Annotated in this window: 16 protein-coding genes; 11 read left to right on the top strand and 5 right to left on the bottom strand. The window is 66.6% G+C overall.

The genetic code is table 11. From position 1 onward, the window contains the following. Positions 1–8: 8 nt before the first annotated feature. Together AC3WTE_RS09725 and AC3WTE_RS09720 are read right to left on the bottom strand one after the other, a co-directional pair. Positions 9–626, bottom strand: coding sequence for a hypothetical protein (locus tag AC3WTE_RS09725; protein ID WP_492437212.1), 618 nt, complete (start codon positions 624–626; stop codon positions 9–11). A 109-nt stretch (positions 627–735) separates the two neighbouring features. Then, complete coding sequence (locus AC3WTE_RS09720; protein WP_492437210.1) at positions 736–1,314, bottom strand: VOC family protein; 579 nt, start codon at positions 1,312–1,314, stop codon at positions 736–738. A gap of 94 nt (positions 1,315–1,408) precedes the next feature. On the opposite strand from AC3WTE_RS09720, the gene AC3WTE_RS09715 reads away from it, so the two are divergent. The 7 genes from AC3WTE_RS09715 (at position 1,409) to AC3WTE_RS09685 (ending at position 8,625) form a co-directional block, all read left to right on the top strand. Next, on the top strand, positions 1,409–2,038 hold the full coding sequence (locus tag AC3WTE_RS09715; protein WP_492437208.1) for a TetR/AcrR family transcriptional regulator: 630 nt from the start codon (positions 1,409–1,411) through the stop codon (positions 2,036–2,038). Continuing rightward, positions 2,035–3,174, top strand: a complete 1,140-nt coding sequence (locus tag AC3WTE_RS09710; RefSeq protein ID WP_492437206.1) for an alpha/beta hydrolase family protein — start codon at positions 2,035–2,037, stop codon at positions 3,172–3,174. Before AC3WTE_RS09715 ends, AC3WTE_RS09710 begins: the two co-directional genes overlap by 4 nt. Next, positions 3,165–4,133: a 2-hydroxyacid dehydrogenase gene (locus tag AC3WTE_RS09705; protein WP_492437360.1), complete on the top strand. Its 969-nt coding sequence runs from the start codon at positions 3,165–3,167 to the stop codon at positions 4,131–4,133. The genes AC3WTE_RS09710 and AC3WTE_RS09705 overlap by 10 nt, the downstream gene beginning before the upstream one ends. Before the next feature lie 93 nt (positions 4,134–4,226). After that, positions 4,227–6,407 (top strand): acyl-CoA dehydrogenase family protein, encoded by a 2,181-nt coding sequence (locus tag AC3WTE_RS09700; protein WP_492437204.1) that lies wholly within the window; start codon positions 4,227–4,229, stop codon positions 6,405–6,407. 121 nt (positions 6,408–6,528) lie between these two features. Beyond that, positions 6,529–6,831 (top strand): hypothetical protein, encoded by a 303-nt coding sequence (locus AC3WTE_RS09695; RefSeq protein ID WP_492437359.1) that lies wholly within the window; start codon positions 6,529–6,531, stop codon positions 6,829–6,831. A 76-nt stretch (positions 6,832–6,907) separates the two neighbouring features. Beyond that, complete coding sequence (locus AC3WTE_RS09690; RefSeq protein ID WP_492437202.1) at positions 6,908–7,657, top strand: SDR family oxidoreductase; 750 nt, start codon at positions 6,908–6,910, stop codon at positions 7,655–7,657. After that, the gene (locus AC3WTE_RS09685) at positions 7,657–8,625 is read left to right on the top strand and encodes a sigma-70 family RNA polymerase sigma factor (protein WP_492437200.1); all 969 of its coding nucleotides are present in this window, start codon (positions 7,657–7,659) and stop codon (positions 8,623–8,625) included. The genes AC3WTE_RS09690 and AC3WTE_RS09685 overlap by 1 nt, the downstream gene beginning before the upstream one ends. 2 nt (positions 8,626–8,627) lie before the next feature. Here the strand turns inward: AC3WTE_RS09685 and fadD2 are convergent, their stop codons facing one another. Next, a complete protein-coding gene (gene fadD2, locus AC3WTE_RS09680) occupies positions 8,628–10,340 on the bottom strand; it encodes a long-chain-fatty-acid--CoA ligase FadD2 (RefSeq protein WP_492437198.1) in 1,713 nt (570 codons plus the stop codon). A gap of 76 nt (positions 10,341–10,416) precedes the next feature. Here fadD2 and ligD point away from each other — a divergent pair, with 76 nt between their 5' ends. Next, a complete protein-coding gene (ligD, locus tag AC3WTE_RS09675) occupies positions 10,417–11,655 on the top strand; it encodes a non-homologous end-joining DNA ligase (RefSeq protein ID WP_492437196.1) in 1,239 nt (412 codons plus the stop codon). 165 nt (positions 11,656–11,820) lie between these two features. After that, on the top strand, positions 11,821–12,279 hold the full coding sequence (locus AC3WTE_RS09670) for an STAS domain-containing protein (RefSeq protein ID WP_492437194.1): 459 nt from the start codon (positions 11,821–11,823) through the stop codon (positions 12,277–12,279). A 168-nt stretch (positions 12,280–12,447) separates the two neighbouring features. On the opposite strand, the gene AC3WTE_RS09665 is transcribed toward AC3WTE_RS09670, so the two are convergent. Next, a complete protein-coding gene (locus AC3WTE_RS09665; RefSeq protein WP_492437192.1) occupies positions 12,448–12,906 on the bottom strand; it encodes a PPOX class F420-dependent oxidoreductase in 459 nt (152 codons plus the stop codon). A 55-nt stretch (positions 12,907–12,961) separates the two neighbouring features. Between AC3WTE_RS09665 and AC3WTE_RS09660 the strand changes: the two genes are divergently transcribed. Further along, positions 12,962–13,339: a MerR family transcriptional regulator gene (locus tag AC3WTE_RS09660; RefSeq protein ID WP_492437190.1), complete on the top strand. Its 378-nt coding sequence runs from the start codon at positions 12,962–12,964 to the stop codon at positions 13,337–13,339. A 58-nt stretch (positions 13,340–13,397) separates the two neighbouring features. Here the strand turns inward: AC3WTE_RS09660 and AC3WTE_RS09655 are convergent, their stop codons facing one another. Then, the gene (locus AC3WTE_RS09655; RefSeq protein WP_492437188.1) at positions 13,398–14,012 is read right to left on the bottom strand and encodes a hypothetical protein; all 615 of its coding nucleotides are present in this window, start codon (positions 14,010–14,012) and stop codon (positions 13,398–13,400) included. A 232-nt stretch (positions 14,013–14,244) separates the two neighbouring features. Between AC3WTE_RS09655 and AC3WTE_RS09650 the strand changes: the two genes are divergently transcribed. Next, positions 14,245–15,516, top strand: a complete 1,272-nt coding sequence (locus AC3WTE_RS09650) for a hypothetical protein (protein WP_492437186.1) — start codon at positions 14,245–14,247, stop codon at positions 15,514–15,516. Positions 15,517–15,575 lie beyond the last annotated feature (59 nt).

Here is a 15,575-nt window from a genome sequence, read left to right as displayed (position 1 = left end):
GCGGCTGCTCAGTCCTTCGTGCTGAGTGTTTCCAGCCAAGGATGGCCGGGATGCACGCGGGCCAGCCATCGGGACAGCCTGGCTCGCCGGGATCGATCCATCATCGGCAGTGCGCGCAGGAAGTCGGCCTCATCTTTGGGGCGCCGCTGTTTCGCCTTGAACAAGAGCACGACCTCGGGGATCACATACGGGATGCCGTCGTCGGTATGAAGAATCAGCTCGCCGTACGGCATGGTGATTGAGGCGTCACGTCGGCATATCCACTGGTCGCCGCGGTGTGGCTCGCGGAAGACGTCAAGGCGATAGTGCCCCGTAGCCGGTTCGCGCAGCCAGGTCTGATGCATGGTGTCTGCTTCTTCGGGGAACGGCCACGCCTGTCCGTTCCCGACGACATCCCATTCGAAGTCGGGAAACGCATCGGCGATCTCGTCGAATCGTGCACGCGGAACTCCGATTTCGAGATCGCCGTGGGCACGTCCGAGCCCGCCGATGAGGAGGTCCAACGCCCACCCGGCAACGACGTACCAGCATGCTGAGGTGCCCGCGAGACGCTCAGCGACTTGCGCAGGTGTCCAAGCCTGCCAGAGGCGGTCGCACTCTTCGGCCGATAGGGGACGTCCGGTCACCGACTACCGCCCTTCACCGAGCGTCGCCGAAATCGCGGCGACACGCCGACGGGACCACCGTTAGCCGCCACTCTCGGTGTAGCGCCTGCGACCGGCATGGCCTTCAGAGTCAGGCAGGAGCCACCGCCGGCCGCCGGTCAGCCGCCGTCCGCGGCTCCGTCACCGCATCGGCCTCGGTGAATTCCTTGGTCCAGCAAGCGAACTCCAACGTGATGCCGTCAGGATCCTGGAAGTAGAACGACCGCACATAGACTCCCGGGTGCACCGTCGCCGACGCTTGCATGGGGCTCTCGTCGTGGTTGAGCACCGGGCCGACCCGGACGCCCTTTTCCTTCAGCCGCTTGCGGTACTCGTCAAACTTCTCGGCGGGCACGTGAAAAGCCAAGTGGTTCAACGAGCCGACAGCACTCATGAACTCCCCGATCCCGGGCAGCGCGGCCGGCTGCGAGATGCCGGGCTCGCCGTCCGGCGCCTGGGCGAACCAGAAGAACGCCACGCAGTCACCATTGCCGGCGTCGAAGAAGAAGTGCTGCCCCATGCCGCCCGGCAGGTCGAGCGACTTCACCAGCGGCATCCCCAGCACACCTGAGTAGAAGTCGACGGTCCGCGCCATATCTGCGCAGACAAGGGCGACATGGTTGATGCCGCCCAGCTCGAACTCGGTGTTCCGATTGTTGGGCTTGATCATCGTGCCACTCCTGACGACAGGGTCTGGTCAATCACCAAAACTGAATCTAACATCAGGTTCAGATTTGATCAATGCCCCTCCGAAAGGACGTCGTGTGACCATCGCGCCCCGCGAACAGCTCCCCACCGTGCGGGGCCGCCAGACGCAAGCGGCGATCGACAGCGCCGCCCGCGCCGTCATTGCCCGCAAAGGTATTCTGGCGACGACCATTTCGGATATCGCAGCAGAAGCCGGCCGGTCCACGGCGTCGTTCTACAACTACTACGACTCGAAGGAAGCGATGGTCCATGAATGGGCACAGCGCTTCCGCGACGAAGCCCGCGACCGGGCGTTGTCCGCGACCAGCCCGGACCTGACCAACTGGGAACGCTCCCACCAGGCCGCCGCCGCGCACTGGGACACCTATCGGCACCGACTGGCCGAGGTCATCGCAATCTCCCAATTGGCCATGATCAACGACGATTTCGCGCAGTATTGGGCGGAAATCTGCGAACTGCCGATCTCCCTGGTCATGTCCATGGTCAAACATGCTCAGCAGCAAGGCTTCTGCCCGGACGACAATCCTCGGCTTGTCGCCGTGGCTCTGGTATCGATGCTGAACCAGTTCTGCTATACCCAATTGTCAGGCAACGGCGCCAACACCGCGGACGATGACGCCTGCGTCACCACCTTGGCCAACATCTTCTACCGGACCATTTACCACGAGGGGAATCCGCGTACATGACCAGACCCGGAAGTTCGTCTGCCGCGGGAGTCACCCGGGAGTTCATCGGGATGGACTCGCCGACCGCGCTGCGCGCCGGGTCCGGCGGACACCCCTGCCAGGGCATCTACTACCGGGGCATGGGCCGTAAGCCCAAGGTGGCCATGATCGCCGCCCACTACCAGATCGATTTCTCCGAGCACTACCTCGCCGACTACATGGCCACGCGGGGCATCGGATTCCTCGGCTGGAACACCCGATTCCGCGGCTATGAATCCAGCTTCCTGCTTGACCACGCGCTGGTGGACATCGGTGTCGGGGTGCGCTGGCTGCGCGAGGTGGCGGGCGTGGAAACCGTTGTTCTGCTGGGTAATTCCGGGGGCGGATCCCTGATGGCCGCCTACCAGGCCCAGTCGCTCACTCCGCACATCACGCCGCTGGAGGGCATGCGCCCGGCTGCGGGCATCTTCGACCTGCTACCGGCCGACGGTTACATCTCCAGCGCCGCCCATCCCGGCCGGCCGGACGTCCTCACCAACTGGATGGACGGCTCGGTGACCGACGAAGCCGATGCGCTGGCAGCCGATCCCGAGCTCGACCCGTTCGACGAGCGCAACGGGCCGCCCTTCTCTCCCGAATTCGTCCAGCGGTACCGCGACGCGCAGGTCGCCCGCAACCACGCGATCACCGACTGGGTGGAGACCGAATACGCGCGCGTTCGGGCCGCCGGCTTCCGGGACCGCCCGTTCACCGTCATGCGCACCTGGGCCGACTTACGCATGATCGACCCGACCCTCGAACCCACCAAACGCCCGGCCAATCAGTGCTATGCCGGTGTCCCGGTTCAGGCCAACCGCTCGGCCAACGGCATCGCCGCCGCGTGCACGCTGCGGGGCTGGCTGACCATGTGGAGCCTGCGCCACGCCCAAACCCGGGCCGAGCCGCATCTGGCCCTCATCGACAACCCGGCGCTGGTGATCAACGCCGAGCAGGATTCGGGTGTGTACCCCTCGGACGCGCAACGCATCTTCGACGCGCTGGCCACGAAAGACAAGACACTGCACTCCATCGACTCCGATCACTACTTCACCACCCCGGGCGCCCGCAGTGAGCAGGCCGACGTCATCGCCAAGTGGATCGCCAAGCGGTGGCGGTGACGCCGGCGCTGCGGGTGCTGGCCCACTTCACCCCCGGTCCTCGAGTCGCCGAATTCCTTGCCCCGCTGCATGATCTGATCGACGTACGGTTCTGCGCCGCGGACGACGACGCGGCGTTCTACCGCGAACTGCCCGACGCCGACGTCCTGTGGCACGTACTGCGGCCACTCGGCGCCGACGACTTGGCGCTGGGCCGACGACTCAAGCTGGTGCACAAGATGGGCGCGGGCGTCAACACCATCGACGTCGACACGGCAACGCGCCTCGGCATCGCGGTGGCCAACATGCCCGGCGCCAACGCCCCCTCGGTCGCCGAGGGCACGGTGATGCTGATGCTGGCCGCACTGCGGCGGCTGCCCGAACTCGACCGCGCGACTCGCCGCGGCAACGGCTGGCCGACCGACCCGACCCTCGGCGAGACCGTCCGGGACCTCGGCAGCTGCACCGTCGGCCTGATCGGTTACGGCAACATCGCCAAGCGGGTGGAGACCATCGTCACCGCCATGGGCGCGACCGTCGTGCATACCAATGCCCGTGGCGCACAAGGCCACCCGGGCTGGCGCAGCCTGCCCGACCTACTCGCCGCCAGCGACGTCGTCTCCCTGCACCTGCCGCTCACCGAACGCACCGAGGGCCTGCTCGACGCCGATGCACTGGGCCGCATGAAGCCGGGCGCGGTGCTGGTCAACACGTCGCGCGGCGCCGTCATCGACGAGCCCGCGCTGGTGGCGGCCTTGCAGAACGGACCGCTGCAGGCCGCCGGTCTCGACGTCTTCGCCACCGAACCCGTCGATCCGGACAACCCGCTACTGGCACTCGACAACGTCGTCGTCAGCCCGCACGTCACCTGGTACACGGCCGACACCATGCGTCGTTATCTGGCCGAAGCGGTTGCGAACTGCGAGCGACTCGCCGCCGGACAGCGGCTCGCCAACGTGGTAAACCAGGTGCACTTCTAGACACCCGTCAAGTGGGTTACTCTCGGAACCAACCGACCAGTTATTTGGTCGGGTGCGCCGCACAACGCCCACAGCCGGTCACAGGAGGCAACGATGCCCATCGCGATCATGTCCGAGCACAACGATCTGGCCGATTCGGTCCGATCTCTAGTGGCGCGCGTCGCGCCGTCCGAGGTCCTGCACGAGGCCCTCGAGACCCCGATCAGTAACCCACCGCCCTACTGGGGCGCGGCGGCCGACCAGGGCCTGCAGGGCCTACACCTGTCGGAAGCGGTTGGCGGACAAGGGTTCGGCATCCTCGAACTCGCGATCACGCTGGCCGAGTTCGGCTACGGCGCCGTCCCCGGGCCCTTCGTCCAGTCGGCCATCGCCAGTGCACTGATCGCCGCCCACGACCCCAAGTCCAGCCTGCTGCCGGGCCTGGCTTCCGGTGAGACCATCGCCGCGTACGCGCCGACCTCGGGTCTGACCGCGCAAACCCAGGGCGACGGGCTCGTCGTCAGCGGTGCGATTCGTGCCGTGCCGGCCGCCGCTCAAGCTGCGCTCTTGGTGGTGCCCGTCGGCACCCAGTGGGTCGTCCTCGACACCGCAACCCTGCAGATCGACCCGGTGCAGAGTGTCGACCCCCTGCACCCGGTGGCGCACGTCCGCGCCGACGCCGTCGCTGTCGGCGCCGACAGGGTGCTGTCCGGCCTGGACCAATCCCATGCCCGCGCCCTCATCACCACACTGCTGGCGGCCGAATGCGTCGGCGTCGCGCGGTGGGCCACTGACACCGCCGCCGAGTACGCCAAGATTCGCGAGCAGTTCGGCCGGCCCATCGGCCAGTTCCAGGCCATCAAGCACAAGTGCGCCAACATGATTGCCGAAACCGAACGCGCGACCGGTGCGGTCTGGGACGCCGCCCGCGCACTCGACGAGCACGCTTCCGGCGACGCCGATTCCGCCTACGAGTTCGCCGCCGCCGTGGCCGCCACCCTGGCGCCCGTCGCCGCGCAACACTGCACGCAGGACTGCATCCAGGTGCACGGCGGTATCGGCTTCACCTGGGAGCACGACACCAACGTCTACTACCGGCACGCCATCGCGCTGGTAGCCGGGTTCGGCCGCGCCGCCGACTACCCGCGCCAGGTGGTGGACCTGGCCACGACTTCCGGCATGCGGTCCATCGACATCGACCTGGACCCGGACACCGAGAAACTGCGCGCCGAAATCCGCGCGGAAGTGGCTGCGCTCAAAGCAATTCCCAGCGGCGCCGAGCGCAATACCGCGATCGCCGAAGGCGGCTGGGTGCAACCGCACCTGCCAAGGCCGTGGGGCCGGGCCGCCGCGCCGATCGAGCAGATCATCATCGCCCAGGAATTCACCAGCGGGAAGGTCCGGCGGCCGCAGATGGGCATCGCGGCATGGATCATCCCGTCGATCGTGGCGTTCGGAACCAACAAGCAGCAGCAGGATTTCCTGCCGCCGACATTCCGCGGCGACATGATCTGGTGCCAGCTGTTCTCCGAGCCCGGCGCCGGCAGCGACCTGGCCAGCCTGACCACCAAGGCCGTCAAGGTCGACGGCGGCTGGCGCATCACCGGCCAGAAAATCTGGACGACGGGCGCCCAGTTCTCCGCATGGGGCGCGCTATTGGCCCGGACCGACCCCACTGCGCCGAAACACCAAGGCATCACCTATTTCCTGCTCGACATGTCGAGCCCGGGCGTCGAGGTCAAGCCGCTGCGTGAACTCACCGGCAATGCCATGTTCAACACCGTCTTCATCGACGACGTCTTCGTGCCCGACGACATGGTGCTCGGTGAGGTGAACCGCGGCTGGGAGGTCAGCCGCAACACCCTGACCAATGAGCGGGTGTCCATCGGCAGCAGCGAGCCCCCGTTCCTGGCCAGCCTCGACCAGTTCGTGGAGTTCCTGAGTGCCGGCAAGTTCGACGAGCTGCAACGGCACGAGGCCGGCAAGCTGATCGCCGAAGGCCACGCGGCCAAGCTGCTCAACATGAGATCGACGCTGCTGACGCTGGCCGGCGGCGACCCGATGCCTGCCGCCGCCATCTCGAAGCTGCTGTCGATGAAAACGGGTCAGGGTTACGCCGAGTTCGGCGTCGCGTCATTCGGCAGCGACGCTGTCGTCGGCGATCCGCAAGAGCCCTCGGGCCGGTGGGACGAGTACCTGCTGGCGGGCCGTGCCACGACCATCTACGGCGGCACCTCCGAGGTGCAGCTGAACATCATCGCCGAGCGGCTGCTGGGCCTGCCCCGCGACCCGTAACGCCGCCCGGCGCAAAGTCGGAGAAACCCCCATTTCGGTGCAGAAATGGGGGTTTTTCCGCGCTGCTCGACGTCGTGCTTCAGTGCTACGGTTGACGTAGTCGGAAACATATTTGGTGGTGATCGTCATGACCACGGGTGAGCTGACCACACGCGCGTCGCGGCTCCTGCGCACGGTGTTCATCGGTGCCATCGCGATCGCGTTCACGATCGTCCCGACGGCTCTGCGCAGTCCGACCACATCTGTGCAAGCGGGCGGTGACCCGTGCGTCAACGGCGTCGTCCCGTGGAACCCTTACGTCGTGAACTGCAACCTGCCCGACCGGAAGACCCCGAAGGTGCGCGGTGCGGCTCCCGACGCAGGCGCCATCATCGCCTGCCGCGGCAGGCCGGTTTGCCTGTCCTGGTACGTGAACGGGCCCTGAATCCCGGTGATGCGACGGATTTCCCTGCCGGTGCCGGTCTAGATCAAGACCGAACCATCACCAGCAGGGAGTCCCCATGACCACCACAGCGGTAAGCAACGGCGGCAAGACCGCCATCGTCAGCGGCGCCGGCCGCGGCTTCGGCCGGGCCATCTCCGTCGCGCTCGTCAGCGCCGGTTGGCACGTCGTCGGCGTCGCGCGCACCGAAACCGACCTGGAGTCTCTGCGGGCCGAGGTCGGCGATCGCTTCACGCCCTGCCCCGGCGATGCCACCGACGAGGAACTGGGTGCCCTGCTGATCGCTCACCACCGTCCCCAGCTGCTGGTGCTCAATGCCGGAGCGACCCCACCCACGGCACCGCTATCCCGCCAGACCTGGGAAACCTTCAGCGAAAACTGGCACACCGATACCCGTCATGTGTTCGGCTGGACCAAGGCTGCGCTCAACGCGCCGCTGCCCTCAGGAAGCACGGTCATCGCAATGTCCAGTGCTGCGGCCCTCCGCGGGTCTCCGTTGAGCGGCGGTTTCGCCGGCGCCAACGCCACGGTCAGGTTCATCTCCGGCTACGCGGCCGAGGAAGCGGCTCAAGCGGACCTGGGCATCCGCTTCGTGACGCTGTACCCCATGCTCAGCCCCACCGGAGTCGGTGCGGTCGGCGTGACGGCCTACGCCGCCGCGCAGGGCATCGATCCGGAGACCTTCATCGCCCGGTTGCAACCCGTGCTGACCGCGGACATCGTCGCCAAGACGGTGGTCGAGTTGGCCGCCGATTCGTCCCCCGCTGCCGGCTACGTGCTCACCGGCACCGGCGCGAGCCCGGTCTGATGACGACGACCGCCGAATTCACCGCGCTGACAGCACAATTCAGGCCCGAGCTGCTGGCGCACTGCTACCGGATCCTCGGCTCGATCCACGATGCGGAGGATCAGGTTCAGGAGACCTATCTACGGGCGTGGCGCGGATTCGGCCGCTTCGAAGGGCGCTCGTCGGTGCGGCGCTGGCTGTACACCATCGCCACGCGAACGTGCCTGAGCGCCATAGCGAACCGGAGCCGGCGGCCACTGCCGTCCGGTATCGGGCCGCCGGCTGAAGACCACCGCATCCCCTTGGGCGACCGCGCACCTGAAGTGAGGTGGCTGCAACCCATTCCGGACTCTCTTGTCGACCCACAAGATCCGGCGGTCATCGTCGTCAGACAGACCGGCCTGCGGCTTGCCCTCATCGCGGCGCTACAGCACTTGCCCGCCCGGCAGCGGGCCGCGCTGACGCTGCGAGACATCCTGGCGTTCCCGGCAGTCGAAGCGGCCGAAATCCTCGACACCACCGTGGACGCGGTCGACGCGCTCCTCCGTCGGGCCCGTCGCACCCTCGACACCGCGGGCGTCGCAGCGGACGAGGTCACCGAACCTGAGGACGACCACACCCGGGACCTGCTCCAGCGCTACCTCGACGCCTTCACCCGGGCCGACGCCCACGCCCTGGTCGACCTGGTCCGCGCCGATGTCGAATTCGAAATGCCGCCCATCCCAACCTGGTTCAGTGGTTCAGCAGCCGTGATCGGCTTCTTGGACAACCGCGTGCTGCGCCGGCCCGGCCAATGGCATGCGGTACCCACGCGCGCGAACGGACAGCCGGCTCTGGTGTTCTATGCCCGGCACGGCGACGGCACCCTGCACGGCTACGGCGTGCAGGTGCTGACACTGCGCGCGGGCCGCATCTCCCGCATCACCGCGTTCAACGATCCTGCGCTGGTGCCGTCGTTCGGCCCGCCGGTCCTCAGTCTCGAACGGTGAGCCTAGACGTCCATGTCACGCAGCGCGCGCTTGAGGATCTTGCCCGTCGGGTTCCGCGGCAACTCATCGAGGAAGACGACCTCACGCGGAACCTTGTAGCGCGCCAAGTGATCTCGGACGTAGGTCTTGATGTCGTCCGCACTGACCGTCGCACCCTCGGTCTTCACGACGAATGCCCGCAGCCGTGCGCCGAAGTCCTTGTCCTCGACACCGATGGCGGTCGCCTCCACCACCTCAGGGTGCCCGCTGATCAAATCCTCGACCTCGGCGGGGAACACGTTCTCGCCGCCGGAGACGATCATCTCGTCGTCGCGGCCGCTGACGTACAGCAGTCCACGCTCGTCGAAGTAGCCGACGTCGCCCGAGGAGAGCATCCCGTCGACGACCTCCTTGCCACCGCCGCCGGTGTACCCCTCGAACGGGAAGGTGGTGCCGACGAAGATGCGGCCGATGCTCCCCTGCGGGAGCTCCTTGCCGTTGTCGTCGAGGATCTTCACGCGTACGCCCTTGACCACCGGGCCCACCGTCGCGGGATTGATCGACAGGTCCTGTGGACGCGCGATGGTGGCGAACGAGATCTCGGTCGAGCCGTACAGGTTGTAGATCACCGGGCCCAGATCCTTGAGCGCCCGCGTCGCCAGCTCGGACCCCAGCTGCGAACCCGACACGAAGACGATGCGCAGGCTCGACAGGTTCGGCTTCGGCGATGTCTTGTCCAGTTCATCGAGAATGCGCGACAACATCACCGGCACCACCACCATGGCGGTGACCCGGTGCCGTTCGATGTCGGCGAGCACCGTGGCCGGCTTGAACCGGCGGCGCAGCACCAGCGTGCTGCCGAGCAGCATGGCGATGGTCGAATGCAGGTACCCCAGCGCGTGGAACATGGGCGCGGGCATGCTGGTCACCTCGCCGGATTTGAACGGCACCGACGACAGCACGCCGCCGACCGGGGCCAGCGACGGCGGGGCACTTCGGTTGGCGCCCTTGGGAGTTCCCGTGGTGCCGCTGGTCAAGATGATGATCGAGGCCGCTTTGGCGACCTTCGGCGGCGCGAGGCTACTGGTCCGGGCGATGACGTCGGCCAACGATTCGTCGGTGCTGCCCGACGGTTCCGGCTTGTCGGGGTTGTGCCCAAGGGCCCGCAGCTTGCCCAGCGGCGGCTCGGCGAGTGCGACGGCGTCGGCGTATTCGTCGTCGTAGATGAGCAGCTGGGCGCCCTCGCGCTCGGACACCTCTTTGATCTGCCGCCCCGAGAACTCGGTGTTGAGCAGGATGATTCGCGCACCGACGCGGGCCGCGCCGTACACCGCAATCAGGAACCACCGGTGGTTGCGGGCCAGGATGGCCACGCCTTCGCCGGCCTGAACACCCTTGGCGCGCAACGCGTTGGCCGTCGCGTTCACGGCGTCGTCGAACTCCTGGAAGGTGATATCGCCGTCGTCGTCGATGACGGCGACGCGGTGCGGGGTACGCCGCGCGTTGAGCGCCGGGACCATGCCGATCTCACCCCAGCGCACGATGTCGGCGAGCATCGCCGCGATGTGCTGCGGCGACTCGAGTTTGAGTGCGCCCGCTTCGAACATCTTCCTGGCGTAGTGGAGTTCGGCGGCACCGCGGTCGGCTAATTGGGTGACCGTTTTGCCTCCCAATTTCTCGAAAGACTCCTGGACCTTGTTTGCTATCTGCGACGGGAGGTCAGTCAGCTTCGCCATGAGCCAACAATATGTGACCCGCGGGTGACGCGGCTGGAACTCCCGCTCCATTTACCGGGCCAATTACGCTGTACACATGGGCGACTCGCTGTCACTCGACGTGGGTGGGCGCGAGGTTGTCGTGAGCAACCCGGACAAGGTGATCTTCCCGGAACCCGGCGTGACCAAGCTCGACCTGGTCAACTACTACCTGTCGGTCGCCGATGGCGCGCTGCGCGGCGTGGCGCGGCGACCCATGATCCTGAAGCGGTTCGTGAAAGGCATTGCGCAGGAAGCGATCTTTCAGAAGCGGGCACCGGAGAAACGGCCGGACTGGATCGACGTCGCCGAGCTGAAGTACGCCTCCGGCACCTCCGCGAAAGAAGCCGTGATCGACGAGGCCGCCGGGCTGGTCTGGGCGGTGAGCCTGGGCTGCATCGACTTCAACCCGCATCCGGTCCGGGCCGACGACCTGGAGCATCCGGACGAACTGCGCGTCGACCTGGACCCCATGCCGGGCGTCGAGTGGCCGCAGATTCTGGACGTCGCCATCGTGGTGCGCGAGGTGCTCACCGACTACGGACTGACGGCATGGCCCAAGACGTCGGGCTCGCGGGGATTCCACATCTACGCCCGGATCGAGCGGAACTGGCCCTACAAGCAGGTGCGGTTGGCCGCCCAGACCGTGGCCCGGGAGGTGGAGCGACGGGCGCCCGACCTGGCAACCAGCCGGTGGTGGAAGGAGGAACGTCAGGGCGTATTCGTCGACTTCAACCAGAACGCGAAGGACCGCACGGTGGCGTCGGCGTACTCGGTGCGGTCGCGGCCCGACGCCCGGGTCTCGACACCCCTGTTCTGGGATGAGGTCCCCACCTGCCGCCCCGAGGAATTCACCGTCGCGACGGTGCCCGCCAGGTACGCGCAATTCGGCGACCCCTGGGGCGGGATGGACGACTCTGCCGGCGGCCTGGAGGGGTTGCTGGCGCTGGCCGAAGAACTCGGTCCGATGCCCAAGGCGGACAAACCCGGGGGCGGCGCCTCGGCCGACGGACGGCGCGCCTCGCAGATGCCGCTCATCGAGGTTGCTCGCACCAAGACCCGCGATGAGGCGATGGCCGCGCTCGACGAATGGCGGTCGAAGCACCCGGAAGCGGCATCTTTCCTGGAAGCCATCGATGTTCTGGTCGACGGCATGCGTGGACCCAGCTCCATCTGGTACCGCATCAGGATCAATTTGCAGCACGTCCCCGAGGAGTTGCGGCCGCCGCAGGAGCCGCTGATCGCGGATTACTCGCCGTGGGTGGGTTATCAGGGCAACCAGTGGCGCCGTCCGTGAGCGTTACCCCGCCGAGACCATGTTTGCTAGCTGCAGCTATCACACTTCTTAGCGATGATTTAGGACTTACTCCCCGGTACCTTAACTTGGCCACATAGCTTCGAACTCGAGCCGAAGAAACGACACAGCTGTCGGGCGTTCGGCAACATCGAAGGGAGGCATCACATGGCCATGGTCAGCAGCGACTCGGCATCAACAGCCGCTTTCCGCTATGGCAATCCGGTCGTCGCCTGCGGCGACGCCGAGGTGCGCGCCCAGTGCCGCCAACTGGCGACGGTACTCACCGTCACCGGAGTCATCGACGAAACCGATGTGGACCTGGTTGCAGCGCAGGCACGGCGCTGCGTCCTCCCGGAAAAGCCGTTCATCCTGGACCTGAGCGGGGTCACCTCGTTCGCGGTGTCCTGCGTCGAACTGCTCGACAAGGTCAACGACAGCTGCATCGCCGCAGGTAATGAGTGGTCCCTCATCGCATCCCAGCCGGTTTCGACCGCTCTGCTGGCCTGCGGCGCAGAGTCCGCCTTCCCGACCGCAACCTCCGTCTCCGAAGCGCTGCACCATTTCTCGGACAGCATGTACGAGCGCCGTCGGTTGCTGCCGTTCCTCACCAAGAAGTCCGCGTAAGACAGGAACTGAACATGTTGATCGATCTCCGCTGGCTGAGTGCCCTGCTTCACCACCGTCGCAAGTCGCACCTCGCTACGCCGGCTTTCTGACACCTCTCGACCTCCAACACGGTGCCGACACCATCTGGTGTCGGCACCGTGTTTTGTCTGACGACCTCGTCGCAGCTCAGCCGAAGTCGATGCGCACGATCGCGCTGTCGTCCCAGACATTGCGGTTCCGCGCCCGCCGCCACTTCTCCCGCAGCGGCAGACCGGCGTGCACCTGCGTCACGCCCGGAATCCTGATCAGCGGCACCACATTCCACTGCCAGCCGTAGCGCCGGTGCAGCACGCGGTTCGCATCGGCTGCGGCCGCATCGTCGAGCACCGTCGCCGTGCCCGTGAATACGTTGGCCCCGCTCAGCTTTCGGCCGCGGTAATCGCATGCGGTCAGTTCGACTCGGGTATGCGCCCGCAGGCGCGCCGTTTTTGGTCCACGCTTGGTGCGGAACACGATCGAGTTGTCCTGGACCGCGAACCAGATCGGGGTGTCGACCGGCTCGCCATTCTTCTTGTAGCTGCGCAGCAGGGCGTAACGGGTCCGGGTCAATTCACCAATGTCTGATCGCTGTGCGTTGGTAGCCATGCACATAGTCAACGACTTAGAGTTGGCTCCAAGTCAAGACCGAACCGGGAGTGCCATGGCCACGTTCACCATCGGCGAGGTGTCGGTGCGCGCCGACGTCGCCGCGACGACGCTGCGCTACTACGAGCAGATCGGTCTCATCCCCCCGCCCGCGCGCGTCGGCGGCCAACGCCGGTATGACGCCGCCGTCATCGATCGGCTCAACGTCATCCGGGCGTGCAAGACCGCCGGGTTCACCCTGGAGGAGATTCAGCTGCTGTTCGCCGACGATGCCCCCGGTCGCCCCGCCAGTCGCGCACTGGCCGAGACGAAACTCGCCGAGATCGACGCCAAGATCACCGAGCTACACCAGGCCCGCGCAATCGTCGAGTGGGGCATCCAGTGCACCTGCCCGTCGATCGACGCCTGCAGCTGCGGCATTCACCCCAGGTAAACCAGGGCCAGATCTTCGAATACCCGACGCCGCGGCGACTGAGCAGGAGCGGGCGGGGTCAGCGCCCGCTCGACCGGGAGCCACCGACCTCCGCGGGCAACGGCGGCGGTAGCGGTGTCGTCGGCACGGGCGTGGGGGCACCGGTGACGGGCGTGGATGGCGTGCCAGCCGGCGCAGGGGTCGCGGCCGGCGCCGGCGTGGCAGCCGCAGTTCCGGTCAGCGGGCCGCCGCCGCGGAAAAAGGTCATGGGCTCGGATCTGATGGGCTGCGAGCCCGCACTGATATCAAGCGACTTCGCGTTCATGACGTAGGTGATGCCGTCGCTCGTTGCGGTGTAGCCGCCTCGGCCGTCCGCCGTGGCGGCGACGATCAGCTTCGCACCGTCACTGATGCGGACGCCACGGTATTGCAGCTGACCGCCGGCGCTCTTGCAGATGGCAACCCGGGAAGAGGCGGTACTCCCGAACGCCACCGCGGTGTCGCCGGTCGGGCACCGTGCTGTCGAGTCGACGAACCCCTGGCTGTCGGTGGCAGGATCGGCCGACGCTGCCGGAGCCCCCGTCAGCGTCAGCGCCGCACTTGCCAGGACGGCGGCCGCCAGCGCCGTAGCACGGAATGTGAAGTCGGACATCGTCACCACCAGATCACACCACAGCCGGTTCGGCGAGTGCACACACCGCACCATCGGCAAACGGTTTGGGCAGCGCAGGCTCGCGCCCTCGGCGGCCCGCGGATGAATTCTTGGAAAACTTCAGCTTGATTTATTTACCCAGGTAGGCAAATTATGCACGTATTGGCAGGTCAGGAGGTCGAAGAGCGATTTTGCTCAGCTAGAGGCACGTGCCGCTTTCCGCTACCTTCAGACCGCCTAATTCCGTTCTGCCTCACCGAATCCGGGGTCCATCATGCAAATCGCTGTTCGGCACAACGCACTGCCTTCGTCTCTCGTTGCCGGAATGTGCTCGGTGTGCATCGTCGCCTCGGTAGGAGCCGTGGCGCCGCTGCCCGCGCCGCAAGCCCTGCCCGCGGCGCATTCCGCTGTGGCCACCGTGTCCACCTATGCAGAGAAGTACTACCTCACCGCGTTCCCGGCCGACCTGCTGCAGCTGATCTCGCTGCCGTTCACCGCGTACCAGACTTTCGTGAACAACCTGATCGCCGGCCCGAATCAGTTCATCACGGCGATCAACACGCTCAACGCCGCGCTCTACGCACAGACCGTCGGCCCGTTCGTCACTGCGCTGATCCAGGGCCCGAACGCGATCATCAACAACCTCAACACGATCAACAAGACGATCTACAACGCCGCCATCCTGCCGATCGTGAACACGCTCATCGCGGCGCCGAACGCGATCATCAAGGGCATCAACGCCATCAACGCCTCGTTCTTCAACGGCGCGACGGCGACCATCCCCACGCTGATCAACACGGCGATCAACACCGCGATCGCGGCGCTGCAGAACCTCACGACGCTGCCGGCCACCATCATCAAGGGCCTCACCGCCCTTCCGGGTGCGCTCGTCGCCGGGCTCAACGCCCTGCCGGGCGCGATCCTTTCCGGATTCCCGCTGGCCGCAACGCCGTTGGCCGCCACCACCTCGTTGAAGTCGCTGGCCGCGACCACCACCACACTGCCGACGACCCAGCCGCTGGCCCTGACGACCAGTCCCACTGCCGCAGCGTCGGTGACGCCGAAGGCCGCAAGTGCGACAGCACCGGCGACATCCGGCACGCAGGACAAGACACCCGCCGCCACCGGCACCACCACGGACAGCACCGGCACCGGGGCCACCACGGACAGCCAGACCGGCACCAAGGACACGGGCAAGACTGCCGGAGAGACGGACACCAAGAGCACGGACGCCAAGAGCACCGACACCAAGGGGACCGACGCCAAGGGCACCGACACCGGCAAGACCTCCGGCACCGACAAGTCGACCAGCACTGACAAGTCGGGCACCAAGTCCGACACCAAGTCGAGCACCGACAGCAGCACGAAGACCGACTCGGTCAAGTCCACGAAGACCGACTCGCAGGGCGGCAAGCACAGCGCCCCCGCGGGCACCGCGCCCAGCGTCTCCGCCTCTTCGACCGGCGGCAAGCACCGCGCTCCCGAAGGCGGCGGCAGCAGCTCGCACGCATCGAGCACGAGCAGCAGCGGCAGCCACGAGGGCTGACAAGCAGCGCAACAACACTGAGGGCGGTGGCTTCGAAAAGCCACCGCCCTCAGTGCATT

The sequence above is a fragment of the Mycobacterium sp. FW102-FHT13B02 genome (assembly GCF_058790275.1).
This window is presented reverse-complemented; position numbering and strand designations above follow the sequence as displayed.